Annotated in this window: 21 protein-coding genes and 3 pseudogenes; 9 read left to right on the top strand and 15 right to left on the bottom strand. The window is 70.0% G+C overall.

Annotated features, from left to right (window positions below; translation table 11 throughout):
- The first annotated feature begins 1 nt into the window (after position 1).
- Entirely contained in the window at positions 2-946 is a 945-nt protein-coding gene (locus H0524_RS10280; RefSeq protein ID WP_180198412.1) for a DMT family transporter, read from the top strand.
- On the opposite strand, the pseudogene H0524_RS10285 reads toward H0524_RS10280, so the two are convergent.
- A pseudogene (locus H0524_RS10285) lies at positions 943-1,296 on the bottom strand (NAD-dependent epimerase); the annotation flags it as partial. The gene H0524_RS10280 and the pseudogene H0524_RS10285 overlap by 4 nt on opposite strands.
- On the opposite strand from H0524_RS10285, the pseudogene H0524_RS25380 reads away from it, so the two are divergent.
- A pseudogene (locus H0524_RS25380) lies at positions 1,297-1,389 on the top strand (TetR/AcrR family transcriptional regulator); the annotation flags it as partial.
- A 16-nt stretch (positions 1,390-1,405) separates the two neighbouring features.
- Here H0524_RS25380 and H0524_RS10290 read toward each other — a convergent pair.
- The 5 genes from H0524_RS10290 to H0524_RS10310 all read right to left on the bottom strand — a co-directional run bounded on the left by H0524_RS10290 (position 1,406) and on the right by H0524_RS10310 (position 4,975).
- Entirely contained in the window at positions 1,406-2,374 is a 969-nt protein-coding gene (locus tag H0524_RS10290) for an NAD(P)/FAD-dependent oxidoreductase (RefSeq protein ID WP_180198413.1), read from the bottom strand.
- A gap of 109 nt (positions 2,375-2,483) precedes the next feature.
- Positions 2,484-3,137, bottom strand: a complete 654-nt coding sequence (locus H0524_RS10295; RefSeq protein WP_180198414.1) for a rhomboid family intramembrane serine protease — start codon at positions 3,135-3,137, stop codon at positions 2,484-2,486.
- A gap of 130 nt (positions 3,138-3,267) precedes the next feature.
- On the bottom strand, positions 3,268-3,942 hold the full coding sequence (locus tag H0524_RS10300) for a lytic transglycosylase domain-containing protein (RefSeq protein WP_180198415.1): 675 nt from the start codon (positions 3,940-3,942) through the stop codon (positions 3,268-3,270).
- A 285-nt stretch (positions 3,943-4,227) separates the two neighbouring features.
- Entirely contained in the window at positions 4,228-4,599 is a 372-nt protein-coding gene (locus tag H0524_RS10305) for a hypothetical protein (protein WP_180198416.1), read from the bottom strand.
- 31 nt (positions 4,600-4,630) lie between these two features.
- Positions 4,631-4,975, bottom strand: coding sequence for a hypothetical protein (locus tag H0524_RS10310; protein ID WP_018727088.1), 345 nt, complete (start codon positions 4,973-4,975; stop codon positions 4,631-4,633).
- 267 nt (positions 4,976-5,242) lie between these two features.
- On the opposite strand from H0524_RS10310, the gene H0524_RS10315 reads away from it, so the two are divergent.
- From H0524_RS10315 to otsB, 3 genes are all read left to right on the top strand, one after another.
- Positions 5,243-5,686: a helix-turn-helix domain-containing protein gene (locus H0524_RS10315; RefSeq protein WP_180198417.1), complete on the top strand. Its 444-nt coding sequence runs from the start codon at positions 5,243-5,245 to the stop codon at positions 5,684-5,686.
- A gap of 159 nt (positions 5,687-5,845) precedes the next feature.
- Complete coding sequence (locus H0524_RS10320) at positions 5,846-6,199, top strand: hypothetical protein (protein ID WP_018727086.1); 354 nt, start codon at positions 5,846-5,848, stop codon at positions 6,197-6,199.
- 99 nt (positions 6,200-6,298) lie between these two features.
- Positions 6,299-7,123, top strand: a complete 825-nt coding sequence (gene otsB / locus H0524_RS10325) for a trehalose-phosphatase (RefSeq protein WP_180198418.1) — start codon at positions 6,299-6,301, stop codon at positions 7,121-7,123.
- Between the two features lie 17 nt (positions 7,124-7,140).
- Here the strand turns inward: otsB and H0524_RS10330 are convergent, their stop codons facing one another.
- Genes H0524_RS10330 through H0524_RS10340 form a run of 3 tightly spaced genes read right to left on the bottom strand, consistent with a single transcriptional unit; the run spans position 7,141 to position 10,040 of the window.
- On the bottom strand, positions 7,141-7,911 hold the full coding sequence (locus H0524_RS10330) for an isoprenyl transferase (protein WP_180198419.1): 771 nt from the start codon (positions 7,909-7,911) through the stop codon (positions 7,141-7,143).
- Between the two features lie 31 nt (positions 7,912-7,942).
- Positions 7,943-8,164, bottom strand: coding sequence for a hypothetical protein (locus tag H0524_RS10335; protein ID WP_180198079.1), 222 nt, complete (start codon positions 8,162-8,164; stop codon positions 7,943-7,945).
- Between the two features lie 37 nt (positions 8,165-8,201).
- Positions 8,202-10,040 carry a phosphoenolpyruvate carboxykinase (GTP) gene (locus H0524_RS10340; RefSeq protein ID WP_180198420.1) on the bottom strand — a complete coding sequence of 613 codons (1,839 nt, stop codon included), beginning with the start codon at positions 10,038-10,040 and terminating at the stop codon, positions 8,202-8,204.
- 135 nt (positions 10,041-10,175) lie between these two features.
- Here H0524_RS10340 and H0524_RS25585 point away from each other — a divergent pair.
- The 3 genes and pseudogenes from H0524_RS25585 to H0524_RS10350 all read left to right on the top strand — a co-directional run.
- Positions 10,176-10,260 (top strand): annotated as a pseudogene (locus tag H0524_RS25585) (GtrA family protein); the annotation flags it as partial.
- Positions 10,261-10,402: 142 nt separating this feature from the next.
- A complete protein-coding gene (locus H0524_RS10345; protein WP_180198421.1) occupies positions 10,403-10,978 on the top strand; it encodes a GtrA family protein in 576 nt (191 codons plus the stop codon).
- A 64-nt stretch (positions 10,979-11,042) separates the two neighbouring features.
- On the top strand, positions 11,043-11,738 hold the full coding sequence (locus H0524_RS10350; protein WP_180198422.1) for a GtrA family protein: 696 nt from the start codon (positions 11,043-11,045) through the stop codon (positions 11,736-11,738).
- Between the two features lie 51 nt (positions 11,739-11,789).
- On the opposite strand, the gene H0524_RS10355 is transcribed toward H0524_RS10350, so the two are convergent.
- Positions 11,790-12,419: a PH domain-containing protein gene (locus tag H0524_RS10355; RefSeq protein ID WP_180198423.1), complete on the bottom strand. Its 630-nt coding sequence runs from the start codon at positions 12,417-12,419 to the stop codon at positions 11,790-11,792.
- A gap of 66 nt (positions 12,420-12,485) precedes the next feature.
- Positions 12,486-13,361 (bottom strand): biotin--[acetyl-CoA-carboxylase] ligase, encoded by an 876-nt coding sequence (locus H0524_RS10360; RefSeq protein WP_180198424.1) that lies wholly within the window; start codon positions 13,359-13,361, stop codon positions 12,486-12,488.
- Between the two features lie 85 nt (positions 13,362-13,446).
- On the opposite strand from H0524_RS10360, the gene H0524_RS10365 reads away from it, so the two are divergent.
- Positions 13,447-15,030: an acyl-CoA carboxylase subunit beta gene (locus H0524_RS10365; protein ID WP_180198425.1), complete on the top strand. Its 1,584-nt coding sequence runs from the start codon at positions 13,447-13,449 to the stop codon at positions 15,028-15,030.
- Positions 15,031-15,048: 18 nt separating this feature from the next.
- On the opposite strand, the gene H0524_RS10370 is transcribed toward H0524_RS10365, so the two are convergent.
- The 4 genes from H0524_RS10370 to H0524_RS10385 form a co-directional block, all read right to left on the bottom strand.
- On the bottom strand, positions 15,049-15,930 hold the full coding sequence (locus H0524_RS10370) for a hypothetical protein (protein ID WP_180198426.1): 882 nt from the start codon (positions 15,928-15,930) through the stop codon (positions 15,049-15,051).
- Positions 15,923-16,423 (bottom strand): sigma-70 family RNA polymerase sigma factor, encoded by a 501-nt coding sequence (locus tag H0524_RS10375; RefSeq protein ID WP_018727075.1) that lies wholly within the window; start codon positions 16,421-16,423, stop codon positions 15,923-15,925. The genes H0524_RS10370 and H0524_RS10375 overlap by 8 nt, the downstream gene beginning before the upstream one ends.
- A 108-nt stretch (positions 16,424-16,531) precedes the next feature.
- A complete protein-coding gene (locus tag H0524_RS10380) occupies positions 16,532-17,275 on the bottom strand; it encodes a M50 family metallopeptidase (RefSeq protein ID WP_180198427.1) in 744 nt (247 codons plus the stop codon).
- A 75-nt stretch (positions 17,276-17,350) separates the two neighbouring features.
- The coding region (locus H0524_RS10385; RefSeq protein WP_180198428.1) for a serine/threonine protein kinase at positions 17,351-18,600 on the bottom strand (1,250 nt) is incomplete at its 5' end.

Genomic DNA, 18,600 nt, shown 5'->3' on the forward strand with positions numbered 1-18,600 from the left:
AGTGCCGGGGGCGCTACACCGGCCGTCCCCGGCCCGCCGGCTGGTCGGGGTGGTGCTCGCGACCATTGCCGGAGTCGCCATCGCCGTGCAATCCCGGGTCAACGGAGAGTTGGGCGTACGCCTGGCCGACGGGGTCGCCGCGGCGGTCATCTCGTTCGGTCTGGGCCTGCTGGTCCTGCTGGTACTGGTGCCGGCGACCCCCGGCGGGCGGCGCGGACTGGCCGCCCTGCGCGCCGCGCTGACCGCCGGCAGACTGCGCCCGTGGCAGTGCCTCGGCGGGCTCTGCGGGGCGTTCCTCGTGGCGACGCAGGGCCTCACGGTCGGCACCCTCGGCGTCGCCGTCTTCACCGTGGCGGTCGTCGCCGGCCAGTCCGCCAGCAGTCTCCTCGTGGACCGGGCCGGCATCGGCCCGAGCGGACGCCAGCCGGTGACCGGTCGACGCCTGTTCGGGGCGGCGCTCACCGTGCTCGCGGTCGGGCTGGCCGTCGGCGGGCGGTTGAACGACCCGACCGCACTGACGCTGGCGGTGCTGCCGCTGCTCGCGGGGATCGCGGTGGCCTGGCAGCAGGCCGTCAACGGGCAGGTCGGCCGGGCCGCCGGCAGCCCGTTGACCGCCACGCTGGTCAACTTCACGGTGGGCATCATCGCCCTGTTGGCGGTCTTCGCGGTCGACATCGCGGTACGCGGGCTGCCCACTGGTTCACCGCCGGCCGAGCCGTGGCTCTACCTGGGTGGGCCGATCGGGATCGCCTTCATCGCGATCGCCGCCGCTGTCGTCGAGTTCACCGGGGTGCTGCTGCTCGGCCTGGCCACGATCGCCGGCCAGGTGGTCGGCGCGGTCCTACTGGACGTGCTCCTGCCGACCGCGGCTTCCCGCCCGGACGCCACCACCCTGCTCGGCGCGGCACTGACCCTGGTCGCTGTCCTCATCGCCGTCCGGCGTTAGGAGCTGCGCTGCGCCGAGCCGGCACCGGCGTCCCGGCGCAGCGCGCCGAGGGTCTCGGCGAGGGCCTCGTCGAGCGCGGTCGGCGCGATCCCGAGGGCCTGTTGGGTGGCTGAGGAGTCCAGCACGTACGGGCGATCGAACTGGTATCTCGTCTCCCGCAGCTCCCGGAGCAACGGGTTGACCAGGCCGCCCAGCCAGAGCACCGGGTAGGGCAGGCGGGTCAACCGCGGCGTGGGCGCGCCGGCCAGGATAGCGGCGCGGGTGGCCAACTCCCGCATGCTGAGCGCGGGCGGACTCGGCACGTGCCAGGCCCGTCCCCAGGCATCCGGGGCGGTGGCGACGGCGACCACTTCGGCCGGATCAAGGTTGGCCTGCCGCACCGCGACGAGTACTTCGACCACCAGATCGCGTTGATGGCCGACCTCGTCGGCCTACCCCGGTAAGCCGGTCGCCGAGGGGTCAGGTCCCGTCGGAGGAGTGCCCGGGGAAGAGGTGCGCCGCCGGATCGAGCACCACGGCGGCGTTGTTCACCGCGGTCGCGGCCTCACCGAAGCCGGTGGCGATCAGGCGAACCTTGCCCGGGTACTCGGTGATGTCCCCGGCGGCGAAGACCCGCGGCAGGTTGGTCGCCATGGTGCTGTCAACCACCAGGTGCCGGCGGTCCAGGCGCAGGCCCCACTCCGCCAGCGGGCCGAGGTCGGCGGTGAAGCCGAGCGCCGCGACGACGGTGTCGACGGGCAACAGCTCCGCCGCACCGCCCCGGACGGTGATCTCGGCACCGGTCACCGCGCCGCCCCCGTGCAGCCTCGTGACCTCCGCGTTCACCACGACCCGCACCGGCAGGGCGCGGACCCGGGCGACGGTGGCGGCGTGCGCGCGGAACTTCTCCCGGCGATGCACGAGGGTCACCGAACGGGCCAGCGGCTGGAGGGTTGACGCCCAGTCGAAGGCGGAGTCCCCACCACCGACGATCAGCACGTCCTGCCCGGTGAGGTCCGCCGGCTGCGGCACGAAGTAGATGATCCCAGCGCCGACGAAGCCCTCCGCGACCGGCAGCGGGCGGGGCGTGAAGCTGCCCAGCCCGCCGGTGATCACTACCGCGCCGCAGCGGAGCTGCTCACCCCCGGCCAGGCCGAGCACCGGCCGGCCATCGGCGTACGACAGCTTCTCCGCCCGCGTGCCGAGCAGGTAACGCGGGTCGAACGGGGCGGCCTGGGCAACCAGGTTGGCCACCAGATCCCGGCCCTTGATGGATGGGAAGCCGGCGACGTCGTGAATCAACTTCTCCGGGTACATCGCCGTGATCTGGCCACCGGGCTCGGGCAATGCGTCCACCACTGCCACCGAAAGCCCGCGGAAGCCGGCGTAGTACGCCGCGAAGAGGCCGGCGGGCCCGGCCCCGATCACCGCGACATCGACCTCGTGCATGGGCGTACCGTCGCTTTCCGCTCCCGGCTCAACCGACGCTGATCTCTGACGGTAGAGGGGCCGGAGCCGCCGGGCAAGGATGTCCGGCAGTCGGTCGTCGCCGCTCGGGTCAGCCGAAGATGCGGGTCGAGTCGGAGTAGTGCGAGCCACCCAGGCCCGGTTGACGCCGCCGGAAGACGATCGCGGCGACCACCCCGCCCAGCAGCCCGAAGAGGTGCCCCTGCCAGGAGATCCGCTCGTCGGTGGGGAGAATGCCGACGAGTTGCCAGCCATAGAGGAGGCCAACCAGAAGAACCACCGCGAAGTTCCACCAGCTCCGCTCGACGATGCCCCGGGTGAGCAGGATGCCGAGGTAGCCGAAGATGACGCCGCTCGCGCCGACCACGACGGAGTTCGGCGCTCCGGTGAACCAGACGCCGAGCCCGCTGACCAGAATGATGATCAACGTGGACCAGAGGAAGCGACGCGCACCCGCCGCGAGCACGAAGGTGCCGAGCAGGATCAGCGGGATGCTGTTGCTGTAGAGGTGATCGAAGCCGTGGTGCAGAAACGGTGAGAAGAAGACGCCGTCCAGGCCGTCGAGGCGCTGCGGGATGATGCCGGCCGCCGGGTCGAGCCCGAATGCCAGCCCCTGGTCAACGGCCTCGATGAGGAAGAGGAACGGCACCACCGCGCACATGGCGACGAAGGCCCGGCCGATCGCGGCGTAGAACGCCTCGGTGCCGAACCGGTGCGGGTCACTGCCCTCCGATAGCAGGCTCACCCGTCAACAGCTATCAGGTAGCGGCGACAGCCGCTACCTGGGCCGGCGTCAAATTTGGCCGGACGGCGACGGGGTGTGACCAAGCACACCCCGTCGCCACCCGACGATCAGTAGCAGCCCCTGCTGGAGCTCAGTACCAGCCCACGCGCTGCAGGTAGGCCCAGGCATTGCACGGCGTCTGGTAGCGACCCTCGATGTAGCCGAGCCCCCACCGGATCTGGGTCTTCGGGTTCGTCTCCCAGTCGTCGCCTTTCGACGCCATCTTGCTACCGGGCAGTGCCTGCGGAATCCCATAGGCACCGGTGAACGGGTTTCGGGCCTTGTGGTCCCAGCCGCTCTCCTTGGTGAAGAGCTTGTCCAGGCAGGGGAACTCGTCGATTTCGAAGCCGGCGTTGAGCATCTCCGCGCAGCCGATCTGCCGGTTGCCGGTGAACTCCGCACACGAAGCCGGGATCGGGCCGTCGTACGGCTTCTCCGCCTCGGCCTCGGCCTTGGCCTTGGCGAGCTCGGCCGCCGCCGCTCGGGCCGCGTTCCGGGAGGCCGCAGCGGCCTCTTCCCGGCGCTTCCGCTCGGCCGTCGCCTCGGCCACCGCGGCGTCGTGCAGCTTCTCCTGGTATTCGGTAGCCTGCTCCTTCATCGGGTGCACCTGCGGTGCGCGCAGCGCGACCTGCTCGACTCCGGCGGTCTCCGACAGGCGTTGGCCCTGATCCCGGTTGTCGCCCAGGTGGAAACCGCCGACGACGCCCGCAGCGAGCAGCGCCACCGCGGCCGTCCGGGCACCCAACCGGCTCCACAGCCGATTCACGAGGTGGTCCCTTCCTTTCGGGGCACGGAAACGGCGCTGACCACACCCGGATGGGGTGGAGTCACACCGCGAGCACTCCGACCGCGCGAGCCTCCCGGCAACTCCGCCAATGGGGACGCGGGCGAACGATCACCGACGATCCGCCGGATGTGCGAGCGCTCGGGGACACGATTGCGCACAGTAGAGCGGATGGGAAACCATCAAGCCCTATTGTGACCTGCATCACTCCCCTAGCCCACCTTTTCGCCACTCAGCGTAGTCGAGAGCCTCTCGCCCGCCGGCCGTTCACCCGCTTCGCCGAACCAGCGTCCCGGTCGAATGTCGGCCATCGGCCGGAGCCGCCGCCACGCCGGTCGCTTGCCGGCCACCAGCCGGGGCCGCCGCCGTGCCGGTGTAGGTGGTGCCGGACCGGACCATCGGTGGCGCGATGCGCTTACGCACCGGATCCACCGGTGGCGGGCCGGCGAGCGCGGACGCGATCGCCGCCTGGGCATCGCGCCGACGCCGGTTCCAGGCGCCGCGGTCACCGTCGAAGTAGCCCTGCCGATAGCCGAACCGGTAGCCGATCCGGTAGCTGAGCTGACCATGCAGACGACCGGCCGCATAGCTGGTGGCGGTCAGGACGCAGACGAGGAGCAGGGCGAGGAGTGGGCTCATCCGGCCACTCCGGACGGCGGACTGTGTGGACTCATCGTTCCTCCGGCTCAACCGGGGTGGGATCCACGACGAGTAGCTGGTCGAGGTCGGCGGTGCCGACCTGTTCGACCAGCTCGACGCGAATCCGGCACCCGTCCAGGACAACCTCGGCCACCGACGATCGGCGAATCTCACCGCCCGCGTCGTAGACGCGGGTGGTGAGCTCCGGACAACCGAGGTGGGTACGCCAGGCGTGCCACTCCGCCCGGTCCCCGACGCTCAGGGAGAGGTAACGGGAACCCCGGGCCAGGTACAGGCACCAGGGCGCGCTCAAACCGGTGGCTACCCCGGCGGCGATCAGGCCGAAGGCCTGCGCTCGGGTGGCGAGTTCGGTCACCAAGTCCCCCTCGTGCCGGAGATATCACGCATGGGAGCAAGCAGTCATCGTCTCCTGCACGGACACACGGTAGAGTGTCCCGCGAACGTGACACTATCAGCTTTTCGTCTGATTCCCCCCAGCCGCGCAAGCACCTATTAATCCCAGGTGAGGGCCGGTTTCAGTAGCACCGAACTGGACAGCGAAAAGCCGAGAAGGTCGTCACATTCACGTGACAACCGCGTGCCAGGAGACCGTTCGAGGACTCCATAGCCGTACGGTCACCAGGTGACCGAGACGGCCAACGCACGAAAGATCGCCTTCGCCACCTTCGTCCGGCGCGCGCTCGACGAGGCTCGGGCCACCCGCGCCTGGAGCGGCACTGAGGTCTCCCGGCGCACCGGCGTCTCCCGACAAACAGTCAACCGATGGGTCCGGGGCGACTGGGCCAGCGACCCCGAGGCGGAACGCGTCGTGGCGTTCTGTGAAGGACTCGGGCTCGACCCGGCAACCGCCTTCACCACGCTGGGCTGGGACCGGCGAAGCACGCTCCACCGAGCCGAGACGGCCCCGCCCCCCATGGATCCCGACGTCGAGGCACTCCTGCGCCGACTGGTCAACCCCGAGGTGTCGGATGCGGAGAAGTTCCACATTCGAGAAACCATCCGATACCTCGCGTATCGGCCCACTCTTCCCATGGCAGCGCCAAACCAGGGCAAAAAGGTTGGATGATCCTCAGATGGCGAAAGAACAGCAGGTCAGACTCATTCGTTTCGCTCCCGGGCCCGGATCGGCACGCTAGCGTCCGTACTCGTACTGCTTGGGCTCGTCGTCGGCGGGGGGACGGGAAGGCCGAACCCAGCCCTGCGGGACAGAAGGAGGGGTCTTTCCATGACCCTGAAGTGGTTGGCAGTCGTGGTCGGCACCGTGTCCCTGACGCTGTGCGTGACCGGGAACGCGGTGACCCTGGCGGTCAACGGCGAGCAGCTTCCCCTGCTCGTCAACCTCGTCACGCTCACCGCCACCGGCACCGCCGTCGTCCTGGCCGTGCTCGCCGAGCTGAACGACCGACTCAACGACCGGATCAGCGCGCTCACCGAGTTCCTGGTGGCCCGGCTCAACGAGATCGAATCCGGCACCGGTGACCGAAACTCCGGCTTCGTCGAGGGCTACCTGCTCCGGCACAGTCGGGAAGCCACCGTCGTCCCGATCGGGCGTCGGGGACGGGAAGCCGCCGAACGCTGAACGCCGCCACAAACCCAGTATCCACCCCGCCACCAGGCCCGGTGGCCGGGTACGTCGCGGCTACGATTGAGCCGCTCCGAGCGGGGTACGCTGTCGCGCGTGCCGCCGTTGAATCTGGGCAAGCAGCCGCCGAAAACCCCGTTCACCGCCGACCTCGCCTGGCAGGAAACCGCTGCCCGGGCGGCCGGAACCGTCCTCTTCTTCGACTTCGATGGCACCCTCGCGCCGGTCCGGGACGACCCGACCTCGGTGCACCCCGCACCGAGGGTGCTCACCGCGATCGAGGCCCTCGCTCCCGTCGTCCGTCGGATCGCGATCGTCTCCGCACGCCCGGTCGACTTCCTCCGCGAGCGACTCGGCGATCTCGCCGGTGTTGACCTCTACGGTCTCTACGGGCTGGAGCACAGCCACTCCGGCGGCGCCACCGTCACCGAACCAGCGGCGCTGCCCTGGGTGCCGACCATGGCAGAGCTCGCCGGGCAGGCCCGCGCCGAGCTGCCCGCGGGCACCCTGGTGGAGTACAAACGGCTCTCGGTGGCACTGCACTGGCGAACCGCCCCACAGCTCGGACCGGCGGTTACCCAGTGGGGTTACGCGCAGGCCGAGCAGCTCGGCCTGCGGGTCCAGGCCGGACGAATGGTCCTGGAGCTGAAACCGCCAGTCGACCGGGACAAGGGCATGGTCATCGACGAGGTGGTACGGGACGCGGAGGCCGCCTGGTACTTCGGCGACGACGTATCGGACATCAAGGCCTTCGCGGCGCTACGCGCCCGGGCCACCGTCGACCCGCGCTTCTTCGGCGTCTGCGTCGCCGTCGCCAACCCGGAGACCGGCGAAGAGGTTGCCGCCGCCGCGGATCTGACCATCGACTCGCCCGCAGACCTCGGCGACTTCCTCACCGCCGCCGCGCGCCGGCTGGCCTGACCCCCGGACCGGGGTGGTCAGATGCCGAAGCGACGCTGCCGGCTGGCGTAGGAGCGCAGCGCGCGGAGAAAGTCGACCCGGCGGAAATCCGGCCAGTTCAACTCGCAGAAATAGAACTCCGAATGGACGGACTGCCAGAGTAGGAAACCGGACATCCGCTGCTCGCCGCTGGTCCGTATGATCAGATCGGGGTCCGGCAGGCCCCGGGTGTAGAGGTGCTCGGTGATGTGCTCGACATCAAACGTCTCGGCCAGCTGCTCGATGTCGGTGCCGGCCTTCGCGTGCTCGTGCAGGAACGATCGCACCGCGTCGGCGATCTCACGCCGGCCGCCGTAGCCCACGGCGATGTTGACCTGTGCGCCGCCCACCCGGTCCCGGGTCCGCTCCGCCGCCGCCTTGAGCGCCGCCGCGTGCTGCGCCGGCAACACGTCGAGCGCCCCAACCAGCCGCAGCCGCCAGGGGTTACCCTCCTCGGCCAGCTCGCTCGTCAGGTCCTCGATGATCTCCAACAACGGATCGAGCTGAGCGGCCGGGCGGGTCAGGTTGTCGGTGGAGAGCAGCCAGAGCGTCACATGCCCGACGCCGGCCGCGTCACACCACCGCAGCAGCTCCTTGATCCGCTCGGCACCGACCCGGTGGCCGTCGTTGGGGTCAACGAACCCCATCTCCCGCGCCCACCTGCGGTTACCGTCACACATCACACCGACGTGCTGAGGCACCGGCTTGCCCGCCAGCTTGGCCGTGAGCCGGCGTTCGTACATCGAATAGACAACGTCCCGCAGAGTCATCACCTGCCAGGGTAGCGACCGGAGTGACGCCTCACGGCTCGGGATGCCGATCCCCGGTGGCCGGACCACGCCCGATCATGGCCAGTGTCCGGATGTCCCACCGGCCGTCACCGATCGGGAAGGACCGGCCGCCGGGCCGGGCCGGCCCCACCACCACGTCGCACTCGTCGCCCCCGTCGGCCAGCCCGGTCGCCACGTCGCGTCCCCTCTCCGCCGCCGAGCCACTGCTCTCGGCGGCCGTTGCAGGGATCATCCATCGCCCGCGGCGCCGGCCCAGCCAAAATCCGCTACTACCGCGGCTCCGCGTCGAGCCGGGCACGCAGCGCGTCCAGCTCGGCCCAGAGGACACCGGGCAGCTTGTCCCCGAACTTCGTAAACCACTCGGTGACCATCGGCAGTTCGGCCTGCCACTCGTTCGCGTCGACCTTCAGCGCGATCCGAATGTCTTCCGAGGTCATGTCCAGGCCCTCGACGTCCAGCGCATCCGCGGTGGGAACCATGCCGATCGGGGTCTCCACGGCGTCGGCCCGGCCCTCGATCCGCTCGACGATCCACTTCAGGACCCGGGAGTTCTCGCCGAAGCCCGGCCAGAGGAAGTTGCCCTCGGCGTCCTTACGGAACCAGTTGACGTAGTAGACGCTCGGCAGCTTCGACTCGTCGCCGTCGACGCCCTTGCCCATCTCGATCCAGTGCCGGAAGTAGTCACCGGCGTGGTAGCCGATGAAGGGCAGCATCGCCATCGGGTCCCGACGCACGACGCCGACCGCGCCCGAAGCCGCGGCGGTGGTCTCCGAGGAGAGCGTCGCGCCCAGGTAGACGCCGTGCACCCAGTCCCGCGCCTCGGTGACCAGTGGAACGGTGTCCCGACGCCGGCCGCCGAAGAGGATCGCGTCGATCGGTACGCCGTTGGGGTTGTAGTAGTCCTCGGCGAGGATCGGGCACTGGGTGATCGGAGTGCAGAACCGGCTGTTGGCGTGCGAGGAGAGGTTCTCGCTCTCCGGCGTCCAGTCGTTGCCCTTCCAGTCGATGAGGTGCGCCGGGGGCTCGCCCATGCCCTCCCACCAGATGTCACCGTCGTCGGTGAGGGCCACGTTGGTGAAGACGGAGTTGCCGCGGTCCAACGTCCGCATCGCGTTGGCGTTGGTCTTCCAGTCGGTGCCGGGGGCGACCCCGAAGAGGCCGTACTCCGGGTTGACCGCGTAGAGGCGCCCGTCCGGGCCGAACCGCATCCAGGCGATGTCGTCCCCGATGGTCTCGACCTTCCAGCCTGGGATGGTCGGCTCCAGCATGGCGAGGTTGGTCTTGCCGCAGGCCGACGGGAAGGCACCGGCGATGTGGTAAACCCTCCCCTCCGGCGATGTGATCTTCAGGATCAACATGTGCTCGGCGAGCCAGCCCTCGTCCCGCCCCATCACACTGGCGATCCGCAGCGAGTAGCACTTCTTGCCGAGCAGCGAGTTGCCGCCGTAGCCGGAGCCGTAGGACCAGATCTCCCGGGTCTCCGGGAAGTGCGAGATGTACTTCGTCTCGTTGCACGGCCAGGCCACGTCCTGCTGGCCCGGTGCGAGCGGCGCGCCGATCGAGTGCAGTGCGTGCACGAAGTCCGCGTCGTCGCCCATCGCCGCCAGGATCTTCCCGCCCATCCGGGTCATGATCCGCATCGAGGCGACCACGTACGGACTGTCGGTGATCTCGATGCCGAACATCGGCTTCTCGGCCTCTACCGGGCCCATGCAGAAGGGGATGACGTACATGGTGCGACCGCGCATGCAACCGCGGTACAGCTCCGTCATCGTCCGCTTCATCTCGGCCGGCGCCATCCAGTTGTTGGTCGGGCCAGCGTCTGCCTCGTCCACCGAGCAGATGTAGGTACGCTCCTCGACCCGCGCCACGTCCGTCGGATCGGTCCGCGCGTAAAACGAGTTGGGCTTCTTCTCCGGGTTGAGCCGGACCAGGGTGCCCGCCTCGACGAGTTCGTCGGTGAGACGACGCCACTCCTCTTCTGACCCGTCCGCCCAGACCACACGGTCCGGGGTGGTCAGTTCCGCGATCTCACGGACCCAGGCAAGCAGTTTGGGGTGGGATGTCGGGGCCTGATCGATACCCCGAACAGTGGCCGGAGCAACCATGACACATCTCCTTGTGGTCGACGCTGACCGGTCTATGGGATGCACGAGGCTTGACGGCGCGTCGCGTCGCCTACGTGAAACCTGGGATTGGCCTCAGCGTAAACCGGCTTGCGTCAGCAGTCAGTGGGACTGGTTGTGAAGAACTGCACAAGCTACGGTCCGGCTGCGGCATCGCGAGCTAATACCCGCTTTCACGCGCAGTTTCACGCAAATCCAGTGACGAAACAGCTGGCCCGTCGTCGTCCGGTACGGCGGCTGCGTACCGGCGTGCGCTTTGCCAGCTGGTTCGGGAGGGCCTGCCCGGGACTGCTGTCCCCGTTCATCGCCCCTGTCCGGACCAGCCATGCCGACCCGCGCTACCCGTGCCGCGGGCCCGCACCCGGTACGCTCGCTCGGTGGCAGCGACGATGACCGGGGAGCCCGGCTCCCGGCGGACCCGGCCGGGCCTGATCCACTCCCTGCTGGACCGGTTCGGTCACCTCGTCCACGAGTTGAGCAAGTTCGCCACCGTGGGCGGCATCGCCTTCATCGTCGACTTCGCCCTCTTCAACCTCCTGACCTCGGTGCAGGACGTCGAGCAGGTGACTGCGAAGACCATCTCCACGGTGGTGGCGGCGACCTTCGCCTTCCTCGGCAACCGGTTCTGGACGTGGCGACACCGCCGGGGCGGCAACCCAGCCCGCGAGTACGCGCTCTTCTTCATCTTCAACGCGGTGGGCCTCGGTATCACCGTGGCGGTCCTGGCGATCAGCCGCTACGGCCTTGGCCAGATCTGGCCAGAGGTCTTCCAGACCCCGCTGGCGGACAACATCGCCAGCTATCTCGTCGGCACCGGGCTGGCGACCCTCTTCCGGTTCTGGTCCTATCGACGGTTCGTCTTCGTGCCAGCGGGAACTCCCGCCGCACCGGAAGCGAAGCACGACCGAAACCGGGCGTGACCTGGCGCCCATCTCGCCAGGCCGGGGCGATCCCGGCCCAGCCCACTCGCCTAAGGTGTTCTGCATGCGTCTTGTCCGTCTCCTGCCCGAGCGTTGGCAGAAGTTCCTGCATGAGGCGCTCAAATTCGGCATCGTCGGGGGCGTCAACACCGTCATCAATTACGCGGTGTTCAACGCCCTTGCACTCACTGTCTTCCAGGGCGGCGTACTGAAGGCGACGGTCGTCGCCACCATCACCGCGACGATCACGTCGTACCTGATGAATCGCCATTGGACGTACCGCGATCGCCCGAAAACGGCAGTTAGACGCGAGTATGTCCTTTTCTTTCTTTTTAACGGTGCGGGGCTCCTCATCGAGCTGGGGGTGCTGGCCGCGGCCAAGTACGGCCTCGGCGTGAGCAGCCTGCTCGCCCTCAACCTCGCCAAGACGATGGGTGTCCTGCTGGCGACGCTGTTCCGGTTCTGGTCCTACCGGACGTTCGTCTTCCAGCCCGCACCGGCGCCGGCCACCAACAACTGGCACAGCATCCGCCGCGACGAGTGGGACACGATGGCGGAGATGGACCCGGTCGCCGAGCTGGCGGAGTCGGTCTCGGAGCTGGAGGAAGCCGCCCCACCACCGGGCACCCACCACCCCCTCCGCACACCGATCCAAGGGCTGACCATCCCGCTGGACGCCCGCCTCGACCTGGACCGGGAGCTGGCCGCCGAGCTCGCCGCGGAGCTCCAAACGAGCACCCGCCGATCCCGTCGCCCCTGACGCGCCCGGCTCCGGGGGCAGGACGCCGGTCGCAGCCCGCCCGGGCCCAGCTCAGCCCGCTTCCCCGGACGGCCTGCCGTCCTGGGCCTCGGCCAGTGCCTCCCGAAGCTCGGCGTCGTCGGACGGCGGCCGGTCGTACTGCGCCTCCACCAACTCGTAGAGCGTCGTCTGCACCCGCCCCACCTGCGGCACATCATCCAACACCGACCGCCCACGCTCCCCCGCGGAATCGATGGTCAGGGTTCCGCAGCCGAACAACCGCTCACTGAGGCGCTGCTGCATCGCATGGTCGGTGACCCGGGTGAGCGGAATGTCCCGGCGGTCCCGGGAAAGCACACCCTGCTGGATGAGCACCCGCTCATTGGTGAACAGGTAGTGGGTCGCCTGCCAGACCAGCGCCGGCCAGAGCGCGAACCAGAGCACCCCCACCAGCGCCGCCCCGCCCAGCACCACCAACACCGCCGCCCGGCCAGCACCGTCGGGGGCCAGCACCAGGGCGCCCACCACCACCGCGACGGCAAGAACCGTCACCACGGCCGGCCGGACCAGGACCTTCCAGTGCGGGTGCAGATGCAGCACGACGTACTCGTCCTCGGTGAGCACGTCCTCAGGAAACGCCACGGGTACCTCCAGCACAGATCGGACGCGCAGACCGTAACCGCTCACACCGCCCCACGACATCAGCCGCGCGGGCTGGGCGACGACAGCCGCTGCCGAGCCCGGCTCCGCCGGGTCAACCGTGGCCGTTCAGCGCAGGTGCAGAATGTCGCCGGCGGAGAGGTGCCGGGTGGCTTCCGGGGTGGACACCACCAGCTGGCCGTCGGAGTCAACGCCGGTCGCCGTGCCGGTCAACTCGCCACCGTCCGGCAGCAGCACCCGGACCGGACGGTCCACGGTGGCGCAGCCGGCCAGGTACGCCGCGCGCAGGCCACTGGCCACCGCATCGCCCTCCGCGGCCCGCCACCGCCCATACCAGTCGCCCAACGACCGGAGCAGCGCCCGCAACAACGGATCCCGGTCGGTCGCCGCGGCACCGGCCAACTGCAGCGAGGTCGCCGGCAGACCATTCGGGTTCGCCGGCAACTCGTCAGCACGAAGAGTCACGTTCAGACCGATGCCGAGGACGATCGCGGGGGGCCCCGCCGCCCCCGCCACCGGCACCCCCTCGGCCAGGATCCCACCGCACTTCGCGTCACCGACGAGCAGATCGTTCGGCCACTTGAGGGTGGCCTCCAACTCGGCCAGCCGGGTCACCGCCTGCACCAGCGCCACTCCGGCGAGCAGCGGCAGCCACCCGTACGCCGACGGTGGCACCGGCGCCCAGCCCCGCTCGGGCACCGCGTCCCCGGGCCGGAGCAGGACGCTGGTCGCGATCCCCGCCCGAGCCGGCGACTGCCAGTCACGGCCCCGCCGGCCCCGCCCCGCACGCTGCCGCTCCGCGACCAGCACCAGGCCCTCCGGCTCCCCGGAGCGGGCATACTCGGCCACGTCCGCGTTGGTCGAACCGGTCTCGGCGAGCAGCTCCAGCCGGGCCCACGAACCGTGCGGCGCGACCAACGCGCGACGCAGCCGCGCCACCGACAGTGGTGGGCGATCCAGATCGGTGTACGGGGAAACCAGCATCCTGCCAGCCTACGACCCTCCCGATAACCGGTGGTGAGGCGTACTGCACAGCGGCGCCGAGCTGAACCATCGTTATATTCCCTTGGTGACTACCGAGACCGGGACCAACATCCACAGCACCGCAGGCAAGCTGGCGGACCTGGAGCGTCGGATCGACGAGGCGGTGCACGCCGGGTCGGCGCGCGCCGTGGACAAGCAGCACGCACGCGGCAAGAAGACCGCGCGGGAGCGGATCGAGCTCCTCCTCGACCCCGGCTCCTTCGTCGAACTGGACGAGCTGGCCCGACACCGGTCCACCAACTTCGGACTGGCGAAGACCCGCCCCTACGGCGACGGCGTCATCACCGGCTACGGGACCATCGACGGTCGCCAGGTCTGCGTGTTCGCGCAGGACTTCACGGTCTTCGGCGGTTCCCTCGGCGAGGTCTTCGGCGAGAAGATCGTCAAGGTGATGGACCTGGCCATGAAGACCGGGTGCCCAATCATCGGGATCAACGACTCCGGCGGGGCCCGGATCCAGGAGGGCGTCACCTCGCTCGGCCTCTACGGCGAGATCTTCTTCCGCAACGTACGGGCCAGTGGCGTCATCCCACAGATCTCGCTCATTCTCGGCCCGTGCGCGGGCGGCGCCGTCTACTCGCCCGCGGTCACCGACTTCACCGTCATGGTCGACCAGACCTCCCACATGTTCATCACCGGCCCAGACGTGATCAAGACCGTCACCGGTGAGGACGTCGCCATGGAGGAGCTGGGCGGCGCCCGTACGCACAACTCGCGCAGCGGCAACGCGCACTACCTCGCCACCGACGAGGAGGACGCGATCGAGTACGTCAAGGCGCTGCTGTCGTACCTGCCGTCGAACAACCTGGACGAGCCGGTCACGTACCCGGTCGACATGGACCTCGAGATCAGCGACGAGGACCGGGAACTGGACACCCTCATCCCGGACTCGGCGAACCAGCCGTACGACATGCACCAGGTCATCGAGCACGTCCTCGACGAGGGCGAGTTCCTTGAGGTGCAGCCGCTGTACGCGCAGAACCTGATCGTCGGCTACGGCCGGGTCGAGGGCCGGCCGGTCGGCGTGGTCGCGAACCAGCCCATGCACTTCGCCGGCACGCTGGACATCGCCGCGTCGGAGAAGGCCGCGCGCTTCGTCCGCACCTGCGACGCGTTCAACATTCCGGTACTCACCTTCGTGGACGTGCCCGGCTTCCTCCCCGGCACCAGCCAGGAGTGGGAGGGCATCATTCGCCGGGGCGCGAAGCTCATCTACGCGTACGCCGAGGCCACCGTCGGAAAGGTCACCGTCATCACCCGCAAGGCGTACGGCGGTGCGTACGACGTCATGGGCTCCAAGCACCTCGGCGCGGACCTGAACTTCGCCTGGCCGACCGCCCAGATCGCGGTGATGGGGGCGCAGGGGGCGGTCAACATCCTGCACCGGCAGGAGCTGGCCGGCGCCGCCGACCCGGCGGCGCGACGGGCCGAGCTGATCACCGAATACGAGGACACCCTCGCCAACCCGTACATCGCCGCCGAGCGCGGGTACATCGACTCGGTCATCCCGCCGCACGAAACCCGGGCACAGATTGTCCGGGCGCTGCGGGTACTGCGTACCAAGCGCGAGACCCTTCCCCCGAAGAAGCACGGCAACATCCCGCTGTAGGTGCGCGGTCGGCGTGGCTCAGCAGGGCGGGCTGGCGGCGGTGCACATGCGACGGGCCGCGACGTCGGCGAGGCGGACCAGTTCCGCCTCGCCGGCCATGCTGACGAAGAGCACCGTCACCAGGTCATCGACGCGCAACACGACCCGCAGCTCCGGCGAGTTCACCACGGCCGGCAGTTCGCCCGTCGTGGGGTTGGCGGACAGGGAGGACGAGTGCCGCAGCAGGAGCGACTCCTCGCCGGCGAAGTCCACCCGCGGGGTGTCCCAATGGTGCAGCGCTTCCAGTTCCACCGCCCGGCCTTCGTAGTCGGCCGTCCAGACCTCCCCCTGCTGGGGGCAGGAAGCGATCGCCTGCCGGACCTCGGCCAAGAAACGGGCCGCGTCATCATCGCGGAACCGATACAGATCCTGCACAACCAGGATGTCACCGAGCCGATCGGGGCCACCGGCCGACCACCGCAGCAGCGTCTGCGACCGGCTCATCCACGCCTCCACCTCCGGGCCGGGGCCACATCGGTCACGCCCGATCCCCAGCGTGACGGTTCCGCCCAGGGCGGCCTCGCCGAGGTGCAGTTCCGTGCGCACCACCAGGTCCGACTGTTGGACGAAGAGCTCGGGTGGAAGGTCGGAACGCACCGCCGCGACCGGCCCGGCAGGCGACGCGGGGGTGCTTCCCACCGCGGCCTGCACCGGTACCGGGGTGGCCGGTGAGTAGCTCCACGGGGGGTTGAGCACCGGGACGGAGACCACCGCCAAGGTCCCCACCAGGACGATCCCTGCCAACAGGGCGGTACGCCGGCTGCGGCGGCGGGCCCGAGCACGGAGTTCCGCCGCCTCCAGCCAACGGACGTCGCGCAGGCCGCGTTGCATCGGCTCGACGACGCTCATCTCGTCACGCATCGACGGCCTCCTCCAGATCGACGACGGCCAGCAGCCCGGCGAGAGCCGCCCGGCCGCGAGACAGCCGGGCCTTGACGGTGCCGACCGGGGCGTTGGTCTCCCGGGCGACCTCGACGACGGGCATCCCCACCAGGTAATAGAGCGCGATCGCGATGCGCTGCTCCTCCGGCAGCCGGCGCAGTGCGGCGACCACCGCCACCGTGTCGGTGCTGGGCGCCGGGACGCTCTCGGTGGCACCGTGCCGCAGGTACGCCCGAGCGCGGCTGCGTAGGCTGCGCCACCGGCTGACCGCAACCCGGCTCGCCACCACCCGCACCCACGCCTCCGGGTCGTCGTACCCGCTCACCGTGGACCAGCGCTGCCAGGCCCGGATATACGCCTCCTGCACCGCGTCCTGGGCCTCGGTGAGATCACCGGTGAGCACGTACACGAAGCCGAGCAGCCGCTGCCGGCTCCCCCGATAGAACTCGTCGAACCCCTCGATATCCGGCACCTGGCTACCTCCCGTGGCGGTCGCAGAGGACACGCACCAGCGCCGGCCCCAGGTTGCCGGCTGCTCCCGGCTTTTCCGCCTCGACTGGGCCATCCCGGGCGGCCCGGCTCAGCCGATCAGCCCGTACCCGGTCCAGGCCGGGCCGGCCAGAAGCACCGCGCCGAAGCCCAGCACGACCAGGTTGACCAGGGCGAAGACCGTGACCCAGAAGAACGCGGGGAAGGGGGTGATGCCGGCGAGTTGGTCGGCGTCGGAGGCGGGCATCCGGCCACGGGCGCGTAGCCGTTGCAGCTCGACCACCGGGCGGATACCGCCGAGCAGCAGGAACCACACCCCGGTGTACGCGAACGCCGCCTGCACCTGCGGTGTGGCGTACCAGGAGACGGCGAGTACGAGCCCGCCGGTGACCAGCAGCGACAGCACTCCGAAGACGTTGCGGATCAGGACCAGCATGGCCAGCAGCAGTGCGACGGCGATCCACAACAGCAGGGTGATCCGGTTGCCACCGAGGATTCCGGCGCCGGCGAGCCCGACCAGCGGTGGAGCCAGGTAGCCGGCGAGCAGGGTGATCACCATGCCGGGGCCGGTGGGGCGACCGGCGGAGAGGGTGAGCCCGGAGGTGTCCGAGTGCAGCCGGATGCCGTGCAGGCGACGGCCGGTGAGCAGGGCGGCCAGGGCGTGCCCGCCCTCGTGGGCGATGGTGACCGCGTTGCGGGCGACCCGCCAGGGTAGCCCGGTGCTGACCACGACCAACGCCCCCACTCCGGTCAGCAGCACCAGCAGCGGAGGCGGGTCCGGCTGCGCGCCGAGCAGTGTGTCCCAGATACCGGTCAGACCGTCGATCGACACCATGGGCGGGGAGCCTACCGCCCTCGTCCCGGCCGACCGTCGGCCCGATCTGGCCGCCCTCGGCCAGCCGGGACGAGATCAGCTACGTACTGGCACAAACCCGGCGGCGATGATCTCGAAAACCGACTCGTTCGCCGCCCAGTCGTCCTCCGGGCAGTCCCAGCGGATCGCGTACCCCTTGTCGGGCGCGGTCACGAAGCCACGGTTACGGACGTGCAGCCGACGTCCGCGGTCGTCATCGAAGATCCACTCCCAGTCGGCGGCCTCATCCCAGTAGTCCACTGAAACGATCTTGACGTGCTGGTAGCCACGGTAGCCGTCGCGTCGGGCAGCCTCCTGCTTACGCCAGTCCGCCACAGCATCGTCCAGCGGCGTCGTCGTCTGGTCGATGAGCAGGGCCCGCCCCGCACCGTCGGAGAACCGGACCCGATAGTCCTCCGGCCCCCGACCCCATTGCCGGCGGTAGTCCAGGTCGAACCCCGGCGGCACCGGCACCACAAATCCCGTGGCGTCCCGGTGCAGCTTCCAGCCGGCCGGCAGGGCCGCGCCCGCCGTGCCACTCGGGGTCGGGCTGGACGCTGGAGGGCTGGCGCTGGTCGGCGGGGCGCTCGTCGGCGCCGTGGCACTCGGAGCCGAGTTGGCCGGAGCCGTGGTGGCCCCGGCACCGGTCGCGACAGCACCCGGATCCGCTCCGTCATCCTCCGTGGCGAGCCAGGGATAGGCCACCACGAGACCGAGCAGAAGCAGGGCCACCACGGCACCGATCAGCAGGTTGCGGCGGGTGGCGTGACGCCTCGTACCGGCCTCGGGTCCGCCGGGCGGGGGCACCGACCATGCCGGGGCAGCCGACAGCCCACCGAGCATCGCCGTCGGGTCGGCGTCCGGTCGCTCCACCGGAGGATTGACCGGCGCGGTCGGGCCGGTACCCGTCACCTTCGCGGTGCGGGCGGCATCGGCCGGCGGCTCGGCCGCCGGTGGTGACGCACCGGACGACGGCGGGGATGCCGGTGCCCCCGACGCCGGGGGTTCAGGCAGCGTCGGCGCCGGTCGCGGCGCCGGCACCGGCGCTGGCGTCCGCCCCTGGCCACGGTTCGGCCCAGGCCGGCGTACGCCGGACAGCATCGGGATGAGCTGCGAACGTTTACCGCCGGCTCGGCGCAGTAGCCGCTCTGCCACCTCGGCGGTGACCCGCTCGGTCGGATCCTTGCGCAGCAGGCCGTTGAGCACCGGGCGCAGCGGGCCGGCGTTCTTCGGCGGCGGCGGCGACTCGGTGGCCAGCGCCGCGAGAGTGGCGATCGCCGACGGACGGGCGTACGGCGACTTGCCCT

Origin of the sequence: Salinispora sp. H7-4 (assembly GCF_013416675.1) — a bacterium.
In the GTDB taxonomy this organism is placed as follows: Bacteria; Actinomycetota; Actinomycetes; order Mycobacteriales; family Micromonosporaceae; genus Micromonospora; species Micromonospora vitiensis.